At 70.6% G+C, this 17,716-nt stretch carries 15 protein-coding genes and 1 tRNA gene; 4 read left to right on the top strand and 12 right to left on the bottom strand.

All coding sequences use genetic code 11. The annotated features are described in order from the left end of the window. Positions 1–67: 67 nt before the first annotated feature. From thrB to lysA, 4 genes are read right to left on the bottom strand one after another with little or no spacing between them, the layout of a single operon-like run. Complete coding sequence (gene thrB, locus ACGG9C_RS08445) at positions 68–1,012, bottom strand: homoserine kinase (protein WP_286794392.1); 945 nt, start codon at positions 1,010–1,012, stop codon at positions 68–70. Then, a complete protein-coding gene (gene thrC / locus ACGG9C_RS08440) occupies positions 1,009–2,094 on the bottom strand; it encodes a threonine synthase (protein WP_390178533.1) in 1,086 nt (361 codons plus the stop codon). Before thrC ends, thrB begins: the two co-directional genes overlap by 4 nt. A 1-nt stretch (position 2,095) precedes the next feature. Continuing rightward, the gene (locus ACGG9C_RS08435; protein WP_390178532.1) at positions 2,096–3,451 is read right to left on the bottom strand and encodes a homoserine dehydrogenase; all 1,356 of its coding nucleotides are present in this window, start codon (positions 3,449–3,451) and stop codon (positions 2,096–2,098) included. Then, positions 3,448–4,857 (bottom strand): diaminopimelate decarboxylase, encoded by a 1,410-nt coding sequence (gene lysA, locus ACGG9C_RS08430; RefSeq protein WP_390178531.1) that lies wholly within the window; start codon positions 4,855–4,857, stop codon positions 3,448–3,450. The genes ACGG9C_RS08435 and lysA overlap by 4 nt, the downstream gene beginning before the upstream one ends. Positions 4,858–5,253: 396 nt before the next feature. Here lysA and ACGG9C_RS08425 point away from each other — a divergent pair, with 396 nt between their 5' ends. After that, positions 5,254–5,421: a hypothetical protein gene (locus ACGG9C_RS08425; protein ID WP_194383443.1), complete on the top strand. Its 168-nt coding sequence runs from the start codon at positions 5,254–5,256 to the stop codon at positions 5,419–5,421. 6 nt (positions 5,422–5,427) lie between these two features. On the opposite strand, the gene ACGG9C_RS08420 is transcribed toward ACGG9C_RS08425, so the two are convergent. From ACGG9C_RS08420 to ACGG9C_RS08405, 4 genes are read right to left on the bottom strand one after another with little or no spacing between them, the layout of a single operon-like run. Beyond that, positions 5,428–6,252: an LmeA family phospholipid-binding protein gene (locus ACGG9C_RS08420; RefSeq protein ID WP_083336589.1), complete on the bottom strand. Its 825-nt coding sequence runs from the start codon at positions 6,250–6,252 to the stop codon at positions 5,428–5,430. 4 nt (positions 6,253–6,256) lie between these two features. Next, positions 6,257–7,918 carry an arginine--tRNA ligase gene (locus tag ACGG9C_RS08415; RefSeq protein ID WP_194383444.1) on the bottom strand — a complete coding sequence of 554 codons (1,662 nt, stop codon included), beginning with the start codon at positions 7,916–7,918 and terminating at the stop codon, positions 6,257–6,259. Between the two features lie 40 nt (positions 7,919–7,958). Beyond that, positions 7,959–8,768 (bottom strand): transglutaminase family protein, encoded by an 810-nt coding sequence (locus tag ACGG9C_RS08410; RefSeq protein ID WP_194383445.1) that lies wholly within the window; start codon positions 8,766–8,768, stop codon positions 7,959–7,961. A 49-nt stretch (positions 8,769–8,817) separates the two neighbouring features. After that, positions 8,818–10,827 carry a BCCT family transporter gene (locus ACGG9C_RS08405; protein ID WP_390178530.1) on the bottom strand — a complete coding sequence of 670 codons (2,010 nt, stop codon included), beginning with the start codon at positions 10,825–10,827 and terminating at the stop codon, positions 8,818–8,820. Positions 10,828–10,962: 135 nt separating this feature from the next. On the opposite strand from ACGG9C_RS08405, the gene ACGG9C_RS08400 reads away from it, so the two are divergent. Together ACGG9C_RS08400 and ACGG9C_RS08395 are read left to right on the top strand one after the other, a co-directional pair. Then, positions 10,963–11,760 (top strand): SGNH/GDSL hydrolase family protein, encoded by a 798-nt coding sequence (locus ACGG9C_RS08400; protein WP_071045326.1) that lies wholly within the window; start codon positions 10,963–10,965, stop codon positions 11,758–11,760. Between the two features lie 13 nt (positions 11,761–11,773). After that, positions 11,774–11,849 (top strand) — tRNA-Arg (locus ACGG9C_RS08395). 31 nt (positions 11,850–11,880) lie between these two features. Here the strand turns inward: ACGG9C_RS08395 and ACGG9C_RS08390 are convergent. The 4 genes from ACGG9C_RS08390 to ACGG9C_RS08375 are packed head-to-tail and all read right to left on the bottom strand — an operon-like array spanning position 11,881 to position 15,587. Further along, positions 11,881–13,059, bottom strand: coding sequence for an ATP-binding protein (locus tag ACGG9C_RS08390; protein ID WP_390178529.1), 1,179 nt, complete (start codon positions 13,057–13,059; stop codon positions 11,881–11,883). 49 nt (positions 13,060–13,108) lie between these two features. Next, positions 13,109–13,978: a CPBP family intramembrane glutamic endopeptidase gene (locus tag ACGG9C_RS08385; RefSeq protein ID WP_286721044.1), complete on the bottom strand. Its 870-nt coding sequence runs from the start codon at positions 13,976–13,978 to the stop codon at positions 13,109–13,111. Positions 13,979–13,985: 7 nt separating this feature from the next. After that, complete coding sequence (gene trmB, locus ACGG9C_RS08380; protein ID WP_390178528.1) at positions 13,986–14,717, bottom strand: tRNA (guanosine(46)-N7)-methyltransferase TrmB; 732 nt, start codon at positions 14,715–14,717, stop codon at positions 13,986–13,988. Positions 14,718–14,726: 9 nt separating this feature from the next. Continuing rightward, positions 14,727–15,587 carry a DUF3097 domain-containing protein gene (locus ACGG9C_RS08375; RefSeq protein WP_071045330.1) on the bottom strand — a complete coding sequence of 287 codons (861 nt, stop codon included), beginning with the start codon at positions 15,585–15,587 and terminating at the stop codon, positions 14,727–14,729. 150 nt (positions 15,588–15,737) lie between these two features. On the opposite strand from ACGG9C_RS08375, the gene ACGG9C_RS08370 reads away from it, so the two are divergent. Next, the gene (locus tag ACGG9C_RS08370; RefSeq protein WP_071045331.1) at positions 15,738–17,714 is read left to right on the top strand and encodes a TPM domain-containing protein; all 1,977 of its coding nucleotides are present in this window, start codon (positions 15,738–15,740) and stop codon (positions 17,712–17,714) included. Positions 17,715–17,716: the final 2 nt, after the last annotated feature.

Genomic DNA, 17,716 nt, shown 5'->3' with positions numbered 1-17,716 from the left:
ATTCAGAGAGCCGGCAACGTACCGGGGGCTGTGCGGTGATTTCGCAGAAATGCGACGGAGGCCAGATTCACGATGACGTGGAACCCTCCGCGTTGTTCCTCACTGTACCACCCTTGAAATCCACGGCGAGCATCCGCGCATCCCACGGGGTGTCGACCGCGTCGGCCGCCAGGGCCGCCGCCTCGAGTCGCCGGCCCGGACCGTCGGCGAGCACGAGCACGCTGGGCCCGGCCCCCGACACGACGGCGGCGAAGCCGTCCGCGCGGAGCGCGCGCACCAGTCGATCGGTCTCGGGCATCGCCTGAGCACGATAGTTCTGGTGCAGCTTGTCCTCGGTGGCCGCCAGCAGCAGTTCGGGACTCTGCGTGAGCGCGGCGATGAGGAGGGCGGAGCGCGAGACGTTGAAGACGGCATCCTCGCGCGGCACCTGCAGGGGCTGCAGACTCCTGGCCACGCTCGTGGACATCGTGAACTCCGGCACGAGCACGAGAGGTGCGACCCCGCGGTGCACGAGGAGCTTCTTGTGCTCGGGGACCCCCTCGTCCATCCACGCGATGGTGAGGCCGCCGAAGAGCGCGGGGGCGACGTTGTCGGGGTGCCCCTCGAGTTCGGTCGCGAGGCGCAGCAGCGTGTTCTCGCCGATCTCGACGTCTCCGGTGAGGAGGCCCTTCGCCGCCAGCAGCCCCGCGACGACGGCGGCGCCGGAGGATCCCATCCCCCGGCCGTGCGGGATGACGTTCCGGGCCCGCAGGCGCACGCCGGGCATCCGTCGCCCCATGGCCTCGTATGCGTAGCGCATCGAGCGGATGACGAGGTGGGACTCGTCGCGGGGAACATCGGCCCCGCCTTCGCCCTCGACCTCGATCTCGATCGCGTCGGTGTCGAGCTGGTCCACCACGAGTTCGTCGTACACGCTCAGCGCGAGGCCGAGCGTGTCGAAGCCGGGACCCAGGTTGGCACTGGTCGCCGGCACGCGCACCACGACGGAGCGCGACCCGTCGGGTGTGGTCACGCCGAGGCCTCCGGCACGAGATCCAGCACCGAGGCGACCTCGGACGTGGTCGCGTCGACGACGGTGGGCTCCACCTGCGTGCCGTCCGCGTTGCGGAGGGCCCACTGCGGGTCCTTCAGGCCGTGGCCGGTGACCGTGAGCACGACGCGCGACCCCGCGGGTACGACACCCTGGTCGACACGGTCCAGCAGGCCGGCCACGCTGATCGCCGAGGCCGGCTCGACGAAGATGCCCACCTCACCCGCCAGCAGCTTCTGTGCGGCGAGGATGCGGTCGTCGTCGATCGCGCCGAACCAGCCGTCGGTCGCCTCCCGCGCCTCGAGGGCGAGATCCCACGACGCGGGGTTGCCGATGCGGATGGCGCTGGCGATCGTATCGGGGTTCTTCACGACCTCGCCGCGGACGAGGGGCGCGCTGCCGGCCGCCTGGAAGCCGAACATGCGCGGTACGCGTGTGGCGACGCCGCTCTCGGCCTCTTCGCGGTAGCCGCGGGAGTAGGCGGTGTAGTTGCCGGCGTTGCCGACGGGGATGAAGTGGAAGTCGGGCGCGTCGCCGAGCGTCTCGACGATCTCGTAGGCCGCGGTCTTCTGACCCTCGATGCGATCGGGGTTGACGCTGTTGACCAGGTGCACCGGGTAGTGGTCGGCGAGCTCCCGCGCGATCTCGAGGCAGTCGTCGAAGTTGCCGCGGATCTGGATGAGGCGGCCGTTGTGCGCAACGGCCTGGCTGAGCTTGCCCATGGCGATCTTGCCCTCGGGCACCAGCACCGCCGCGGTGATGCCGGCGTGCGCGGCGTACGCGGCCGCGGACGCCGACGTGTTGCCCGTGGACGCGCAGATGACGGCCTTCGCGCCGTGCTCGACGGCGCGCGAGAGCGCGACGGTCATCCCGCGGTCCTTGAAGGAGCCGGTCGGGTTCATGCCCTCGTACTTCACCCAGACGTCGGTGCCGGTGCGGCGCGACAGCGCCGGGGCGGGCAGCAGCGGCGTTCCGCCCTCGCCGAGGGTGACCACGGTCGAGGCGTCGGTGACGCCGAGCCGGTCGGCGTACTCGCGGAGGACCCCGCGCCAGACGTGTGCCATCTCAGTCTCCTTCCACGCGCAGCACCGAGACCACGCGTTCGACGACCCCACTGGAGGCGAGACGCTCGACGGTCTCGCTGAGGTCTTGTTCTCGTGCCGTGTGCGTGCCGATGACCAGCCGCGCCGTGCCGGTCTCGCGGTACGCCGCCTCGCCGGTGGGGACCACGCCGGTGTCGCCGTCGCCGGCCGGCGTCTGCTCGACCGTCGCGATCGACACGCGCCCGTCGCTGAGCAGGCCCGCGACCGTGGCGAGCACGCCGGGCTGGTCGTTCACCTCGAGGGTGATCTGATAGCGGGTGGTCATCTGACCGATGGGCACCACCGGCAGGTTCGCGCGCGTCGACTCGCCGACGCCGACGCCCCCGGCGATGTGACGCCGCGCCGCGGAGACGACGTCGCCGAGCACCGCGGACGCGGTCTGCACGCCGCCGGCTCCGGCGCCGTAGAACATGAGGTTCCCGGCGGCTTCGGCCTGCACGAAGACGGCGTTGTTGGCTCCGTGCACGCTCGCCAGCGGGTGCTCCCGGTCGACGAGGGCCGGATACACGCGCACCGAGATGGCGTCACCGCCGTCCTCGGCGCCGCCGACGAGCCGCTCGCACACCGCCAGCAGCTTGATCACGAAGCCGGCGCTGCGCGCGGCATCCATCATCTGCTTGTCGATGTGGGTGATGCCCTCGCGGTGCACGGCGTCCAGCGGGACGGCGGTGTGGAAGGCCAGGCTCGCGAGGATCGCGGCCTTCTGTGCGGCGTCGTAGCCCTCGACGTCGGCGGTCGGATCCGCCTCGGCGTAGCCCAGCCGCTGAGCGTCGGCGAGCACGTCGGCGAAGTCGGCACTCTCGCGGTCCATCCGGTCGAGGATGTAGTTCGTCGTGCCGTTGACGATGCCCATGATGCGCTGCACGCGGTCACCGGCGAGGGAGTCCCGCAGCGGCCGGATGATGGGGATCGCCCCCGCCGCGGCGGCTTCGTAGTAGACCGAGGCTCCCACCTGATCGGCCGCGTCGAACAGCTCGGGACCGTGGGTGGCCAGCAGCGCCTTGTTCGCCGTGACGACGTCTGCGCCGGCGTTGATCGCGGCCAGCAGCTGCGTGCGCGCCGGCTCGATGCCGCCCATCAGCTCGATGACGATGTCGGATCCGACCAGCAGGGGCTCCGGATCGGTCGTCAGCAGCTCGCGGGGCAGCTCGGTGTCGCGCGGGGCATCGGGGTCGCGCACGGCGATCCCGACCAGCTCGATGCGTGCACCGGCGCGGTCGGCGAGCTCGTCACTGTGCTGACGCAGCAGCGCTGCGACCTGCGATCCGACGGCTCCGGCGCCCAGCAGCGCCACCCTCAATCGGCGGTAATCGGTCATTCGTTCCCTTCCGTGGTGGCCACCGGCATGCCGGTGTCTCGGGCGAGGAGGTCGTCGATGGTCTCGCCGCGCACGATCACTCGCGCTGCACCGTCGCCGACGGCGATCACGGGAGGGCGCGGAACGTAGTTGTAGGTGCTCGACAGCGAGAAGCAGTAGGCGCCGGTGGCGGGCACGGCCAGCAGGTCTCCGGCGGTCACATCCCCGGGCAGCCACTCGGCGTCGACGACGATGTCCCCCGCTTCGCAATGCTTGCCGACGACACGGGCGAGCGCCGGGGCGGCGTCGCTGCGACGCGAGGCGAGGCGTGCGGAGTAGGCGGCGCCGTACAGGGCGGGACGGGCGTTGTCGCTCATGCCGCCGTCGACGCTCACGTAGACCCGCTCGAGGTCTTCACCGACGGCCACAGGCTTGACGGTGCCCACCTCGTACAGGGTGACGCCGGCGCGGCCGACGATCGCGCGGCCCGGTTCGAAGGCGAGGGGCGGGACGGGGATGCCCCGGTCGGCGCACTGCTCGGCGACGGCGGCGATGATCTCATCCGCGAGCTCCGCGATGGGCGTGGGCTCGTCGGCGTCGGTGTAGGCGATGCCGAATCCGCCGCCGAGGTTCACGGTGAGCTCCTCGCCGTCGCGCAGCAGTCGTGCGTGCAGGCCGATGACGCGGGAGGCGGATTCCGCGAAACCGGCGGCCCCGAAGATCTGCGAGCCGATATGGCAGTGAAGCCCCGTGAACCGAAGAGACGGCAGCTCACGGATGCGCCCGACGGCGGCCTCGGCGGCGGACAGGGTGAAGCCGAACTTCTGGTCCTCGTGCGCGGTGGCGAGGAACTCATGCGTCTCGGCGTGAACGCCGCTGTTGACGCGCACGGCCACGTTCTGCACGACGTCGTGCCCCGCCGCGATCGACGCGAGGCGCTCGATCTCGATCCCGCTGTCGACGACGACGGTTCCGACGCCCGCGGTCACGGCGCCGGTGAGTTCGATCTCGGACTTGTTGTTGCCGTGCAGTCCCAGCCGTGCCGGGTCGGCGCCGGCCGCCAGCGCGACGGCGAGCTCTCCGCCGGTGGCGACGTCGACGTTCAGCCCCTCGGCCGTCACCCAGCGCACCGCCTCGGTGCACAGGAAGGCCTTGCCCGCGTAGTACACCGTGGCGCGCGTGCCGTGGCGCGCGGCGGCTGCATCGAACGCCTCCCGCACCTCGCGAGCGCGGTTGCGCACGGCGATCTCGTCGATCACGTACAGCGGCGTGCCGAAGCGGTGCCGAAGATCGGCGACCGGAACGCCACCGAGGGTGAGGGAGCCGTCTTCGGCTCGCCGGGCGTCCGGCGGCCACACCTTCTCGGACAGCGCGTTCACGTCGGCCGGGACGACGGGTGCGGTGGTCGGGTCAGGCGTGGCGGACACGGGTGGAGAGCCAATCGGTGGTTCGGGGAATGCGCCGGCGCCGGATCGGGCGGCCAGGGCGACGTCGATGCTTGCAGTTTAGGGCACGCCCCGGCTCGGCTCCGTCGTGTGACGATCCGCCGCGCGCCCACCCGCTCGCGTGTCCGATGCAGCGAGAAACACGTGACGGCGCGAGAAAGCACGCATTGCGGTGTTTGTCGGGGCGAAAGGTGTTTCTCGGATGCTCAGCACGGTGGACGCGATCGCGTCGCGACGGGGCAATGGCCGCCGTGGGCCGGGATCCGGTGGTGGGCGATGTGCGGCTACGCCCCGACGCGGCCGGCGCCGCCGACATCGGTGACGGGTGGGTGTGGATGCCCGCCGACGTCCGATGGCCGGACGACGCGCCCTCCCCGGGTGCGCTCGTCGACGCTCACGCAAGGGGACCGTGACGCCATCGGACTCGACACCCTGCCGAAGACGTTGGCCGGAGCGCTGGATCTGCTCGACGCGAGTGCGACGATGCGCGCTGCGCACGGTGACGACATGGTCGATCTGTACCTGGCCGTCAGACGCGCCGCGTGAGGGCGCTCAGCTGCAGGTACCCGGCTCCTGCAGCGTCGCGTCGGAGATGATGGCGCCGTCGACAGCGGCGTCGGCGACGATCCGGTCTCCGACGACGGCGATCTCCTCGAGTGCGACGCCCGCCGGCAGGTACTCGGCGACGCAGATCGTCCAGTCCTGCAGCACCGCCGAGGCGATGAGGCCGAACTGGTTCCGCACCTGGTCGGCGGTGAGCTCGGCCCCGGCGACCTCGATCCCCGCCGGCGCGAGCACGATCGCACCCTGCTCCGCGGAGGGCGTCAGGCTGACCGCGACGGGGATCTCGAGACCGAACACGTCGAACACGGTGTCCAGGCGCACGTTCGGCTCGTCGAGGGTCACCTCCGCATCCGGGAAGCCTTCGAGACCGCTCAGCAGACCGGCGACCTGCGCCCCGTCGAGCACCAGCTCCGCGTCGATCGCTCCGGCCGGATCGTCGCCGCGCACGGGCACGTCTTCAGCGACCACCACGACATCCCCCGACAGCGGCCCCAAGGGGAGGTCGTCGCCGGAGATCGTGAGCTCATCGAGCGTGCCGGAGATCAGCTGCGGCAGCACGAGGCCCGCGACCCCGACCTCGATCGCCTGATCGGCGGGCACATCCAGCGCCTCGGCGACCTGAGCGCGAACGGTGCGGGTCACCGCCTCGCGAGCGATCCACTCCCCCGCGATGGCGGCGGCGACCGCGAGCACGAGGACCACGGCGAGCGCGACGATCCACGGCCAGACCCGGCGACGGCGGCGGACGGGCGGCTCGCCCGTGATCATCCCCTCCGGCAGCGGCTCGGTGGGCTGGGTGTCGCCGGAGGCCATGTCGTCACATCCGTTCCGGCGCGCTCACGCCGAGGAGGTCGAGGCCGTTTCGCAGCACCTGGCCGGTCGCGTCGTTCAGCCACAGTCGGGTGCGGTGCAGGTCGCCGACGGGATCGTCGCCGAGCGGGATCACGCGGCACGTGTCGTACCACCGGTGGTACAGGCCGGCGAGCTCTTCGAGGTATCGGGCGATGCGGTGCGGCTCGCGCACCTCGGCGGCGAACGCGACCAGGCGCGGGAACTCCTGCAGGGCCCCCAGGAGCGCGCTCTCGGTCTCGTGGCCGAGAAGCTCCGGCGCGAACGCGGACCGGTCCACGCCCGACGCGTGCGCATTCCGGGAGACGTTGTGGGTGCGGGCGTGCGCATACTGCACGTAGAAGACCGGGTTGTCGTTGGTGCGCCGCTGCAGGATCTCGGGATCGAGCGTCAGCGGCGAGTCGGCGGGGTATCTGGCCAGCGAGTACCGCAGGGCGTCGGTGCCGAGCCAGTCGCGCAGGTCGTCGAGCTCGATGATGTTGCCCGCGCGCTTGCTGAGCTTGGCACCGTTGACCGACACCAGCTGTCCGATCAGCACCTCGATGTCCGTCTCCGGATCGTCGCCCGCCGCGCCCGCGAGCGCCTTGAGGCGATGGACGTAGCCGTGGTGATCTGCTCCGAGCAGATAGATCTTGTGCGCGAAGCCGCGGTCGCCCTTGTTCAGGTAGTAGGCCGCGTCGGCCGCGAAGTAGGTGTACTCGCCGTTGGATCGCCGGATGACGCGGTCCTTGTCGTCACCGAAGTCCGTGGTGCGCACCCAGACGGCGTCATCCTCGTCGAACACGTGGCCCTGTTCGCGCAGCCGGTCGACGGCTTCGTCGACGAGGCTCGGCGCCCCGTCGACGCCGCGGGCGTGCAGGACGCGCTCGGAGAACCACACGTCGAAGTGCACGTTGAACTTCTCCAGCGACGACTGCAGCTCGCCCAGCTGGAAGCGGTACGCGGTGTCGCGGGCGATGCGCTCGGCGTCGTCGGCTTCGAGCAGGTCGGGATGCTCAACGAGCACGCGACGTGCCAGTTCCGCGATGTACGCCCCGGCGTATCCGTCTTCGGGTGTCGGTTCGCCCTTCGCCGCGGCCAGCACCGACCGCCCGAAGCGGTCCATCTGGGCGCCGGCGTCGTTGATGTAGAACTCGCGGGCGAGGGTGGCGCCGCTGGCCAGCAGCAGGCGGGCGATCGCGTCACCGAGTGCCGCCCATCGCGTGTGCCCGATGTGCATCGGGCCCGTGGGGTTCGCACTGACGAACTCGAGGTTGATGGTGTTGCCGCGCTGGGTGTCGTTCGACCCGAACGCGGCACCCGCATCGACGATCGTCTTGGCGAGGGCGCCCGCGGCCGCGGCGTCCAGCCGGATGTTGATGAAGCCGGGGCCGGCCACGTCGACGCTCGCGATCCCGTCGACCTCGCGCAGCCGCTCCGCGATCGCCGCGGCGAGGTCGCGCGGCGGCATCCCGAATCTCTTCGCGAGCTTCAGCGCGGCGTTGGACGCCCAGTCGCCGTGGTCGCGGTTGCGCGGGCGCTCGAGCGGAAAGTCGGCGAGGTCCAGGCCCTCGACATCGCCGCCCCGTCGCTCCTGCGCGAGGGGAACGACGACGGACAGCAGTGCGGCGGAGAGGGCTTCGGGATCCATAGGGTCTCCATCCTACGATTCCGCCGTCGCGAGACCGGTGTCAGCCCAGATGCACCGGCGTCAGGAAGTCGTCCGGCGCACCCAGCGCGGGGACCGGGTCGAGGTTCCAGGCGTCGACGTGAAGGCGCGAGAGCCCGACGTTGCCGCCGTGGAAGCTGAGGAATGCGCAGTCGGCGGCATCCCGCCCGGTGGCGATGCGCACCAGGGAGCGCCGGTCCGCGAGGCGAGTCGCGTCGACGACGTACCAGAGACCGTCGTGGTACGCCTCGGCGACGGCGTGGAAATCCATCGGCTCCAGCCCCGGCGCGAAGCAGGCCGCATAGCGGGCGGGCATGTCCATCGCGCGCAGGAGGGCGATGACGACGTGCGCGTAGTCGCGGCAGACGCCCTGGCCGGTCATGAGGGTCGTGACGGCGGAGTCGGTGCCCTGGCTGAGTCCCGGCGTGTAGGTGGTGCTGGCGGCGACGAAATCGGCGACGGCGCCGATGAGCTCGAGCCCCGCCAGCCCGCGGAACTGCCGTCGTGCCTGGGAGAAGACCTCGTCAGACTGGCAGTAGCGGCTCGGACGCAGGTAGCTGATGGTCTCGATGTCGCTCGTCGAGCGCGACGAGACACCCGCATCGATCGTCGCGTCGTAGCGCACCTCGAGGCGTCCCGCCTCGCCGGTGAGCCGATGCAGTCGGCTGCCGACGTGGTCGACGATCTCGGTCGGCGTGTACACCCGATCGCCCTGCGTGAAGGTCAGATCCTCGCTGATCACGGGCACGCCCTGAGCGGCGGTGATCTGCAGGATCAGGTCGACGGAGGACCCGAGTTCGAGGTCGAGTTCGGCGGTCACCTGGCGTTGCACCGGAGTATCCTCGCACGTCGCGAAGACACCCCGGTGCGATCCGGGCGACTCAGTCCTCCGACGCCTCCTCGCGCGCACGGCGGTGCGCACGGCGATCCTCATTCACCGTCAGCGCGTTGTCCCCCGACGCGGCGTGATCCGGCCGGTCGGGGCCCTTGTGCTGGATGTGGCCGGGATCGAGTGTGCGCCGGACGTCCTCAGCGGTCACGGTGCCGATCGGACCGGTCGCCGCCTCGACGTACCACTCCGTCAGGGCGGGATCCTCCGAGTCGAGCCACGCACCCGCGCCGTCTCCGGCGGGCACTTCGCTGGTGCCGAACACGAAGTCGTCGCCGTGGTCGGCGATGCCCTTCCGCACACCCTCCTGGATCGCCGCCCGCGCGTACTTCCCACGCAGGACATACGGATCGGTGCGCAGGTCCTTCGCCCACGCGATCATGATGCCGATCACGACGAACGAGAACGGCAGCGCCGAGACGACCATGATCGACTGCAGGCCCGACAGAGCATCCTGACCGCCCGCGAGCAGCAGCGACGCTGCCACGAGCGCGAGGAGGGAACCCCACAGGATGGTGACCCACGACGACGGCTCGGGACGGCCGTGCTGCGACATCGACCCCATGACGATCGAGGCGGAGTCGGCGGAGGTCACGAAGAAGATCACGATCGAGACCATCGCGAGAACGCTGGTGATCAGGCCGAACGGCAGTTCGTTCAGCACGCCGAAGAGCACCTCTTCGCCGCCGGCGGCGTCGCCGAGCGGCACGCCGGACGCTTGCTGGAACATCGACGTCCCGCCGAAGATGACGAACCACGTGAGGCAGACCGCCGACGGCACGATGATGACGACGGTCACGAACTCACGAAGGGTGCGGCCGCGCGAGATCTTCGCGATGAACATCCCGACGAAGGGCGTCCACGAGACCCACCACGCCCAGTAGTAGGTGGTCCAGCTCGACATGAAGGCGGCGGCGTCCTCGCCGTCGTTGGCGCTGCGCGAGAGCATCACGCCGAGTTCGTCGAAGAACTCGACGGCGGCCGCGGGCAGGAAGTTCAACAGGAACACCGTGGGCCCGACGATGAAGACGAACACCGCGAGCAGGCCGGCAAGCACCATGTTGATGTTCGACAGCAGCCGGATGCCGCGCTTGATGCCTGAGACGGCAGAGATGATGAACAGTGCCGCGAGGATTGCGATGGCGCTGATGAGGAATGTGTTTCCCACCGGGCCGATGCCGGTGACGACCTCGAATCCGCGGCCGATCTGGAGCACCCCGATGCCGAGGGAGATGGCCGTGCCGAAGAGCGTCACGATGATGGCGAAGACGTCGATGGTCGCCCCGAGGGGGCCCGCCGTGCGCTTGCCGAAGATGGGCTCGAAGATCGCGGAGATGAGGGGCGCGCGGCCACGCCGGTAGGCGCTGTAGGCGATCGCGCCGCCGACGAGGGCGTAGAACGCCCAAGCGATCGGACCCCAGTGGAGCATCGCCTGCGCCATCGCCGTCTTCATCGCCGCAGCCGACTCGGGGGCCACGTCGAACCCGCTGGGCGGGTCGAGGAAGAACAGGAGCGGCTCGTACGGCCCGTAGAACAGCAGCCCGATCCCGATGCCGGCGGAGAAGAGCATCGCGATCCACGAGGTCGTGGAGAACTCCGGCTGCTCGTCGTCGGATCCGAGTCGCACGCCGCCGCTGCGGCCGTAGCCCACGACGAGCATGTGGAGGATGACGACGATCGCCAGGGCGGAGAAGAGCCATCCGAAGTTGGTGCTCACCCAGCCGAGCGCGGCGCCGCCGACCGTGCTGATGCTCTCGGGCGCGGCGAAGGCCCAGGTGATCACGCCGACGGCGACGACGGCGGCGAAGATGAAGACGCCCCAGTTCATGGGGAACACGCGCCCCGTCTTCTCGACGCCGATGCCTGGAATGAGGGCGGGGTGCACGAGGCCGGGGGTCGTCACCTCCTCGATGACGCGCTTCACCCCGTCGACCCTGCCCCCTTTCGACGTGCCGCGTGCGGGCGGATCGTCGTGGCTGCCGTTGTTCGTCGGACTGGTCATGTCGATCGGTCTCCCGGGTCATGCGCACGCGACCCGGCGGCCGCATCGACGCTGTGTGCCAGCCACGTTAGCGAGATCTGAGGGCGTTTTCGGCCGAAGCAGCGGATTGGACGCGGACCCGTTTACCCTCTATGTATGCGCGCGAGCGACCCGACGCCCCAGCGCCGTCTTCCCCTGACGGTGCTCGCCGTCGCGCTGGCGGTGATGCTCGTCTCGCTCGTCGCCGCGTGGCGCCCGTGGGGCACCGTTTCCTCGGTCGAGGCCTCGGAGGAAGGGGCCGCCGGCGCCGCCACCGCGCTCGCGCCTCTGACGATCCCGGACTCCCCCACCGTGCTGATCTTCGGCGATTCGTGGGTCTACGGCTCCGCCGCCGAGGTGCCGACGCTCGGCTTCGCCTACGTCGTCGCCGACGCCCTCGGCTGGCAGGCGACCGTCGACGGCGTGCGCGGCAGCGGGTACCTCAAGGCAGGGATCGACGGGCCCGACTACGGTACGCGCATCGCGGACCTGGATCCTGCCCTCGACCCCGACTTGATCATCGTCGAGGGATCGATCAACGATCGTCGCCTCTACCCTGACGGATACCGCGATGCGGTCACGACGGCCTGGGAGACGCTGGCGAGCACCTACCCCGAGGCTTCCGTGGTCGTGCTCGGGCCGGCCCCGCAGGTGCTTCCCGTCGAGGAGGCCACAGCCGCGATCGACGCCGACCTGGCCGACCTCGCAGCCATGCGCGGCTGGTGGTACGTCTCCCCGATCGCGGAGGGCTGGATCCAGCCCGCGAATTACTTCGACGTCATCGACACCGGTGTGGGAAACGACCATCCCTCCACCGCCGGTCACGCCTACCTCGCCGAACGGCTCGCCGCCTCCCTCGCAACCCTGTCGACCCTGCCGGAGGTGTCGGCGGAGGCGCCCCTCGGAGGGTGGTAGTCTCGATCGGCACGCCTCCGTAGCTCAGGGGATAGAGCGTTGGTTTCCGGTACCAAAGGTCGCAGGTTCGATTCCTGTCGGGGGCACCACTTCCACTCACGGCGATGATCCGCGCCGAGATCACGCCGCGATGTCGGGGATCACGATCCAGACGCTCGCGCCGCCGGTCTCGGCCTCGTCGATCCCGATCCGGCCCCCGTGCGCCTCGACGATCCGACGACACGTCGACAGCCCGATCCCGAGCCCCGGCACGTCGTCGACGCCGCCGCGATCCATCAGCTCGAAGACCGCCTCGCGACGCTCGGCGGGAACCCCGGGACCGTTGTCGTCGACGGTGAGCCGCCACCCGCCCGTGAGCCGATGGGAGCGGATGACCACCCGCGGCGTGATCCCGGTCGCGGCGGTGAACTTCACCGCGTTGGCGATGAGGTTCTGCAGGAGCGCCCGGAGCAGCGTCGGGTCGCCGTGCAGTGATGCGTCGACGTGCGCCTCGATGCGTGCGCCCGTCTCGGCGAGGGCCGTGTCGAGGTCGTCCCCGACCGAGGCGATGAGGTGGCCCAGATCCACCGTCTCGCGGCGCGGTCGGGAACCGCCCAGCCGCGCGTAGGCGTACAGGTCGCCGATCATCGCTCCCATGCGCTCGGCAGCGGACTCCGCGCGCGAGAGGGCGCGCGCGGCCTGCGGGGCTCCGGCGAGTTCGGGACTGTCGGCGGCGAGCTCGATGAAGCCGGCGAGCGCCATCAGCGGGTTGCGCAGATCGTGGCTGATCTGACCGGCGAATCGCTCGAGCTGTTCGTTGGACTGACCGAGTTCGTGCGTGAGTCGACGAAGCTCGAGCACATCCACCACCTGGTGGGCGAGAAGGGCCAGCGCCCGACTGTCCTCCGGCGCGAGCTCTCCCACCTCCTCGTCGAACACGCACAGGGTGCCGATCGGAATCCCCTGGGGGGTGATGAGCGGGCTCGAGGCGTAGAAGCGCACGTCGGCGATCTCGCCGGTGACGAAGGGATTGTCGCGGAAGCGATCGTCTTCGCGAGCGTCGGGGACCACGACGTGACCGGGATGCTGGAACACCACCGCGCACATGGAGTCCTCTCGCGCGCACACGGCGGGGGTGAACCCGACGGCCGCGATCTGATGCTGGAAGCGGTCGTCGATGATGTTGATGACGGCCGTCGAGACACCGCACACGGTCGCGGCGAGCTGCACGAGTCCCTCGAGATCGGGCTCGGGCGGTGCACCGATCACGCCGTAGGACGCGATCATCTCGCGTCGCGTCACGTCCTGCACCGTCGACATCGCGCTCCCCCGTCTCGCGTCCGTTCTGTTGAGAAGATAGCCGACCGACTCAGACCAGGAAGACGCCGTCGAGCAGACCCGGATTGTGCGCGTGCACGAGCACGCCGAACACCACCGCGTCGAAGAGCAGGTGCACGGTGACCACGTAGGCGAGCGACCGGGTCTTGACGAAGATGAATCCCTGCAGCAGCGCGAACGGGATCGTCAGCACGGGGCCCCATGCCTGATAGCCGAGCTCCCACAGGAACGACACGAACACGATCGTCTGAAGCACGTTCGCCTGCCAGAACGGGAAGTGGCGCAGCAGCAGCGCGAAGCACGTGCAGATGAAGAACAGCTCGTCCCAGATGCCGACCGCGCCGACGCCGACGAACAGACGGGCGATGAGGTCGGGGGTGTCGACGACCGGCCAGTTGAGATAGACACCGGAGGTGATGAAGTAGAAGGGCAGGATGAGCCAGCCCAGCGCGAGCACCAGCACGAGCCAGGACCACTGGAACCGCGTCCACCGGCCGCCGCCGCGCCAGGGGAAGCGGATCGCGCGGTCGCGGTAGACGAATCGCGACACGAGGTACGGCACGAGCACCGCGCCGCCGAGCGCGACGGTGAAACGCAGCATGCCGGCGTTGTCGAGTTCGGCCTTCAGCGGGATGGCGCTGACGATCAGCAGTCCGAGGGCGATGAGCGAGAGGTCGCGCACCAGCGACGGGATGCGGCGATCCGGCTCCGTGAGGCGGGCGGTCTTCCGGGTGAGCATCCAGCCGGACGCGAGCCCGGCGGCCAGGAGCGCCCAGCCGAGCCACGGCAGCAGGAGAACGAAGAACGCCGGGGCCGCCAGGCACACCAGCAGTGCGGGGACCAGATGCCCCGTGGAGGTCGGGTGGTCACGCACGGTCGCGGACCTGGCGACGTTCGGCATGGCCGTCTCAGCCGCCGATGCCGTCGCGACGGTAGGCGAGATCGCGGATCTCACGACCCACGCGCGTGCCCTTGCGCTCGAAGGCGGTGAGCACGCGACCGCCGAAGCGCTCCGCCCACTCCCCCGGGAAGTCGCGGACGAAACCGGGCGCCGCATCCATCACCTCGCGCATCTGCCGCGCGTAGTCCTCCCAGTCGGTCGCCAGCCGCACCACCCCGCCCGGACGCAGCGCCGCTGCCAGCACCGGCGGGAACTCCGGTGCGAGCAGGCGCCGCTTGGTGTGCCGCTTCTTGTGCCACGGGTCGGGGAAGAAGATCCAGATCTCATCGACCGAGCCGGCGGGAAGCAGGTGCTGCAGGACCTCGGGGGCGTTTGCCTCGACGAGACGCAGGTTGCCGATGCCGGCACGGTCGGCGTCGAGCATGGTGCGGGCCAGGCCCGCGCGGAACACCTCCACGGCGAGGAAGTCGGTGGCGGGGTCGGATGCGGCGGCGTGGACGATCGCGTGACCCTGACCCGAACCGATCTCGACCACGAGCCGTGCCGGACGGCCGAACGTGGCGCCGGGGTCGATCGCCGAACCGGGCAGGATGCTCGTCGCCGCGACGTCGCGCGCGACGGGGACCACGAAACGCGGGGAGAGCTCGCGCCACGCGCGCTCCTGCGCCTCGGACATGCGGCCGCTGCGCCGCACGAACGACACCGGACGTTCGCGGAAGCCGCGGGAGGGTTCCGTCATCCCCTCAGCCTACGAGGCGCGATCGGCGGTGACGAAGTCGATGAGCTCCTCGACGCGACCGAGCAGCGACGGCTCGAGGTCGCGATAGGTGTGCACGCGGCCGAGGATCCGCTGCCACGCCCGGGCGAGATCGGCCTGATCACGAGCCGGCCAGCCGAACGCGCGGCAGATCCCCACCTTGTAGTCGACGCCGCGCGGGATCCGGGGCCACTGCTGGATGCCCATCGCCTTCGGCGTGACGCACTCCCAGACATCGACGTAGGGATGTCCGACGATCAGCACGTTCGCACCGTGCGGGCCGCGCGAGACGGCCTCGGCGATACGGGACTCCTTCGACCCGGGAACGAGATGGTCCACCAGCACGCCGTAGCGGCGACCGTCCGACGGCGGCTCCTCGTCGAGGACGTCGGCCAGCACATCCACCCCCTGCAGGTACTCGACCACGACGCCCTCGGCTCGAAGATCGTCGCCCCACACCTTCTCGACAAGTTCGGCGTCGTGTCGCCCCTCGACGAGGATCCGGCTCGCGCGCGCCACCCGGGCGCGCTGCTCGGCCGCCGCGAAGGATCCGGACGCGGTGCGGGCGCGAGACCGCTCGGGCGACGGCGCCGGAACGGTGAGCACCACGTCGACGCCGTCGAGGAGGAATCCCGCCCCGAGCGGGAACAGCCGACGTCGGCCGTGCCGGTCCTCGAGTTCGACGAGACCCCGCGCGACGTCGGTCACCGCGCCGCAGAAGCCGTCGCCGGCGACTTCGACGACGACGCCGAGCTCCGCCGCGACCTGCGCGATCTTCGGGGCTGTACGCGCCCGCCAGCCGTCAGCGAGCACATCCGACCCGTACCGATCGTCGATGGCGTCCCTGTTCATCGGTCCTCCTCACCAGCGCGTCAGAATACCGTCGCGACCCGCACCCGCCGGTCAGCGGCACGCTCGGCGCGGCCGATGGCTCCCACGATCTACCGCCGCATGTCGCCGCCTGCATAGACTCGGTCCGGGACTGGCCGAGAGGGGAACCGGATGCGTGCTCGATCAGCGTGGGCGCTCGCGCTCGCCGCCGCCCTCGCTCTGGGCGGCACCGCGTCGGTCGCGTCGGCCACCGACCCCGTCGAGCTCGGTTCGGGATACATCGTCGACGCCGTCGACGTGCTCTCCGGTGACGAGGAAGCCGCCCTGTTCGACCGCCTGAGCGAGCTGTACGACACGACCGGCGTGGACCTGTACGCCGTCTTCGTCGACGAGTTCACCAATCCCGCCGACGCGCAGTCCTGGGCGGACGAGGTCGCGTCCGGCAACGGCCTCGGACCACAGCAATACCTGCTGGCCGTCGCGGTCGACGGACGGCAGTACTACATCTCCGCCGACACCACCGGCCCCCTCACCGACGAACAGGTCGCGGCCATCGAGGAGTCCATCGTTCCCGACCTCCGCGACGGCGACTACGCCGGCGCGGTGGTCACCGCCGCCGACGGCATGCAGGAGGAGCTGGAATCCGGCATATCACCCTGGGTCATCGTGCTCCTCGTCGCCACGGCGGTGTCGATCGTGGTGCTCATCTGGCTCGTGGTGCGGAACCGTCGTGCGAACAGCGCCGCCGGGCGCCCGAAGGCTCCCCCGGTGGTGCCCCTCGCCGACCTCGAACGCGAGGCGTCGTCGGCGCTTGTGCAGACCGACGACGCCCTGAAGACGAGCGAACAGGAGCTCGGGTTCGCGCGTGCCCAGTTCGGCGACAAGGCGACGACGGAATTCGTCGAGGCGCTCTCGACCGCCCGGCGCCTGCTTGAGAAGGCCTTCACCCTCCGGCAGCGCCTCGATGACGAGACGCCGGATTCCGACGAGCAGAAGCGCGCCTGGAACCAGCAGATCATCCAGCTGTGCGCGCAGGCCGACGCCGGCCTCGACGACAAGGCCGAGGCCTTCGACGAACTGCGACGCCTGGAGCAGGATGCCCCGGAGGCGCTCGCCCGAGTGCGCGATGCGCATCGGCGCGCCGCAGACGCCCTCGAGGAGGCCGACGCACGGCTGACATCGCTCTCGGCCTCCTACGCCCCCGACGCCCTCGCGACGATCGCAGACAACCCCGCACAGGCCCGCGAGCGGCTGAGCTTCGCCGACGAGCAGCTCACCGCCGCCGACGCCGCCATCGCCGACGGCGAGCGCGGTGACGCCGCGGTGTCGATCCGCGCGGCCGAAGACGCCGTCGGGCAGGCCGAGCTGCTCGAACAGGCGGCGCACAAGCTCGCCGCCGATTTCGCCGAGGCCGAGCGCGGCGCATCGCACCTGATCGCCGACCTCGAGAATGACGTCGCCACCGCGAGCGCGCTGCCGGATCCCGACGGCCGGATCGCCGCGGTCATCGCCGCCACGCGCGCCGAGATCGACCGAGGCAGAGGCATGCTCACCGGCACCGACAGACGCCCGCTGATGACGCTGCAGGCGCTGGAGGCCGCGAACACGCAGATCGACGACACCGTGCGGGCCGTTCGCGACGAGCAGGAGCGGGCGCGACGTGCCGCACAGCTGCTCGATCAGCAGATCCTGCAGGCGCAGGCGCAGATGTCCGCCGCCGAGGATTTCATCACGGCGCGGCGCGGAGCGGTCGGTGCGCAGGCGCGCACCCGGGTCGCCGAGGCCGGCGCATCCCTCGTTCGCGCGCAGCAGCTTCGGGCGAGTGATCCGGCGCAGGCGCTCACCCACGCGCAGCGGGCGGATCAGCTGGCCGCCCAGGCGATTCGCTCTGCGCAGGCCGACGTCGGATCGTTCTCCGGCTCGATGCAGAGCACACGTTCGGGTGGCGGTGACATGATGGGCGCCGTGCTCGGCGGTATCGTCATCAACTCGCTCCTCGGCGGTGGCTCAGGTGGTCGCCGCAGCGGCGGCGGGTTCGGCTTCCCGCGCGGCAGCGGCTCACGCGGGCGCTCCTCACGCGGCGGCTTCCGTCCCGCCAGCTTCGGTGGCGGAGGCACGCGCGGCCGACGGGGCGGAGGCCGCTTCTGATC

This window comes from Microbacterium sp. MTN4-26, from assembly GCF_042846595.1.
Taxonomy (GTDB): domain Bacteria; phylum Actinomycetota; class Actinomycetes; order Actinomycetales; family Microbacteriaceae; genus Microbacterium; species Microbacterium luteum.
This window is presented reverse-complemented; position numbering and strand designations above follow the sequence as displayed.

What these genes read in the sequence shown, in the direction of transcription:
- ACGG9C_RS08435 (WP_390178532.1), bottom strand. Translation starts at nt 3,451, where the DNA reads ATGACCGATTACCGCCGATTGAGGGTGGCGCTGCTGGGCGCCGGAGCC.
- thrC (WP_390178533.1), bottom strand. Translation starts at nt 2,094, where the DNA reads ATGGCACACGTCTGGCGCGGGGTCCTCCGCGAGTACGCCGACCGGCTC.
- ACGG9C_RS08370 (WP_071045331.1), top strand. Translation starts at nt 15,738, where the DNA reads ATGCGTGCTCGATCAGCGTGGGCGCTCGCGCTCGCCGCCGCCCTCGCT.
- trmB (WP_390178528.1), bottom strand. Translation starts at nt 14,717, where the DNA reads ATGACGGAACCCTCCCGCGGCTTCCGCGAACGTCCGGTGTCGTTCGTG.
- ACGG9C_RS08415 (WP_194383444.1), bottom strand. Translation starts at nt 7,918, where the DNA reads ATGGATCCCGAAGCCCTCTCCGCCGCACTGCTGTCCGTCGTCGTTCCC.
- ACGG9C_RS08390 (WP_390178529.1), bottom strand. Translation starts at nt 13,059, where the DNA reads ATGTCGACGGTGCAGGACGTGACGCGACGCGAGATGATCGCGTCCTAC.
- ACGG9C_RS08385 (WP_286721044.1), bottom strand. Translation starts at nt 13,978, where the DNA reads ATGCCGAACGTCGCCAGGTCCGCGACCGTGCGTGACCACCCGACCTCC.
- ACGG9C_RS08400 (WP_071045326.1), top strand. Translation starts at nt 10,963, where the DNA reads ATGCGCGCGAGCGACCCGACGCCCCAGCGCCGTCTTCCCCTGACGGTG.
- ACGG9C_RS08420 (WP_083336589.1), bottom strand. Translation starts at nt 6,252, where the DNA reads ATGGCCTCCGGCGACACCCAGCCCACCGAGCCGCTGCCGGAGGGGATG.
- ACGG9C_RS08375 (WP_071045330.1), bottom strand. Translation starts at nt 15,587, where the DNA reads ATGAACAGGGACGCCATCGACGATCGGTACGGGTCGGATGTGCTCGCT.
- ACGG9C_RS08405 (WP_390178530.1), bottom strand. Translation starts at nt 10,827, where the DNA reads ATGACCAGTCCGACGAACAACGGCAGCCACGACGATCCGCCCGCACGC.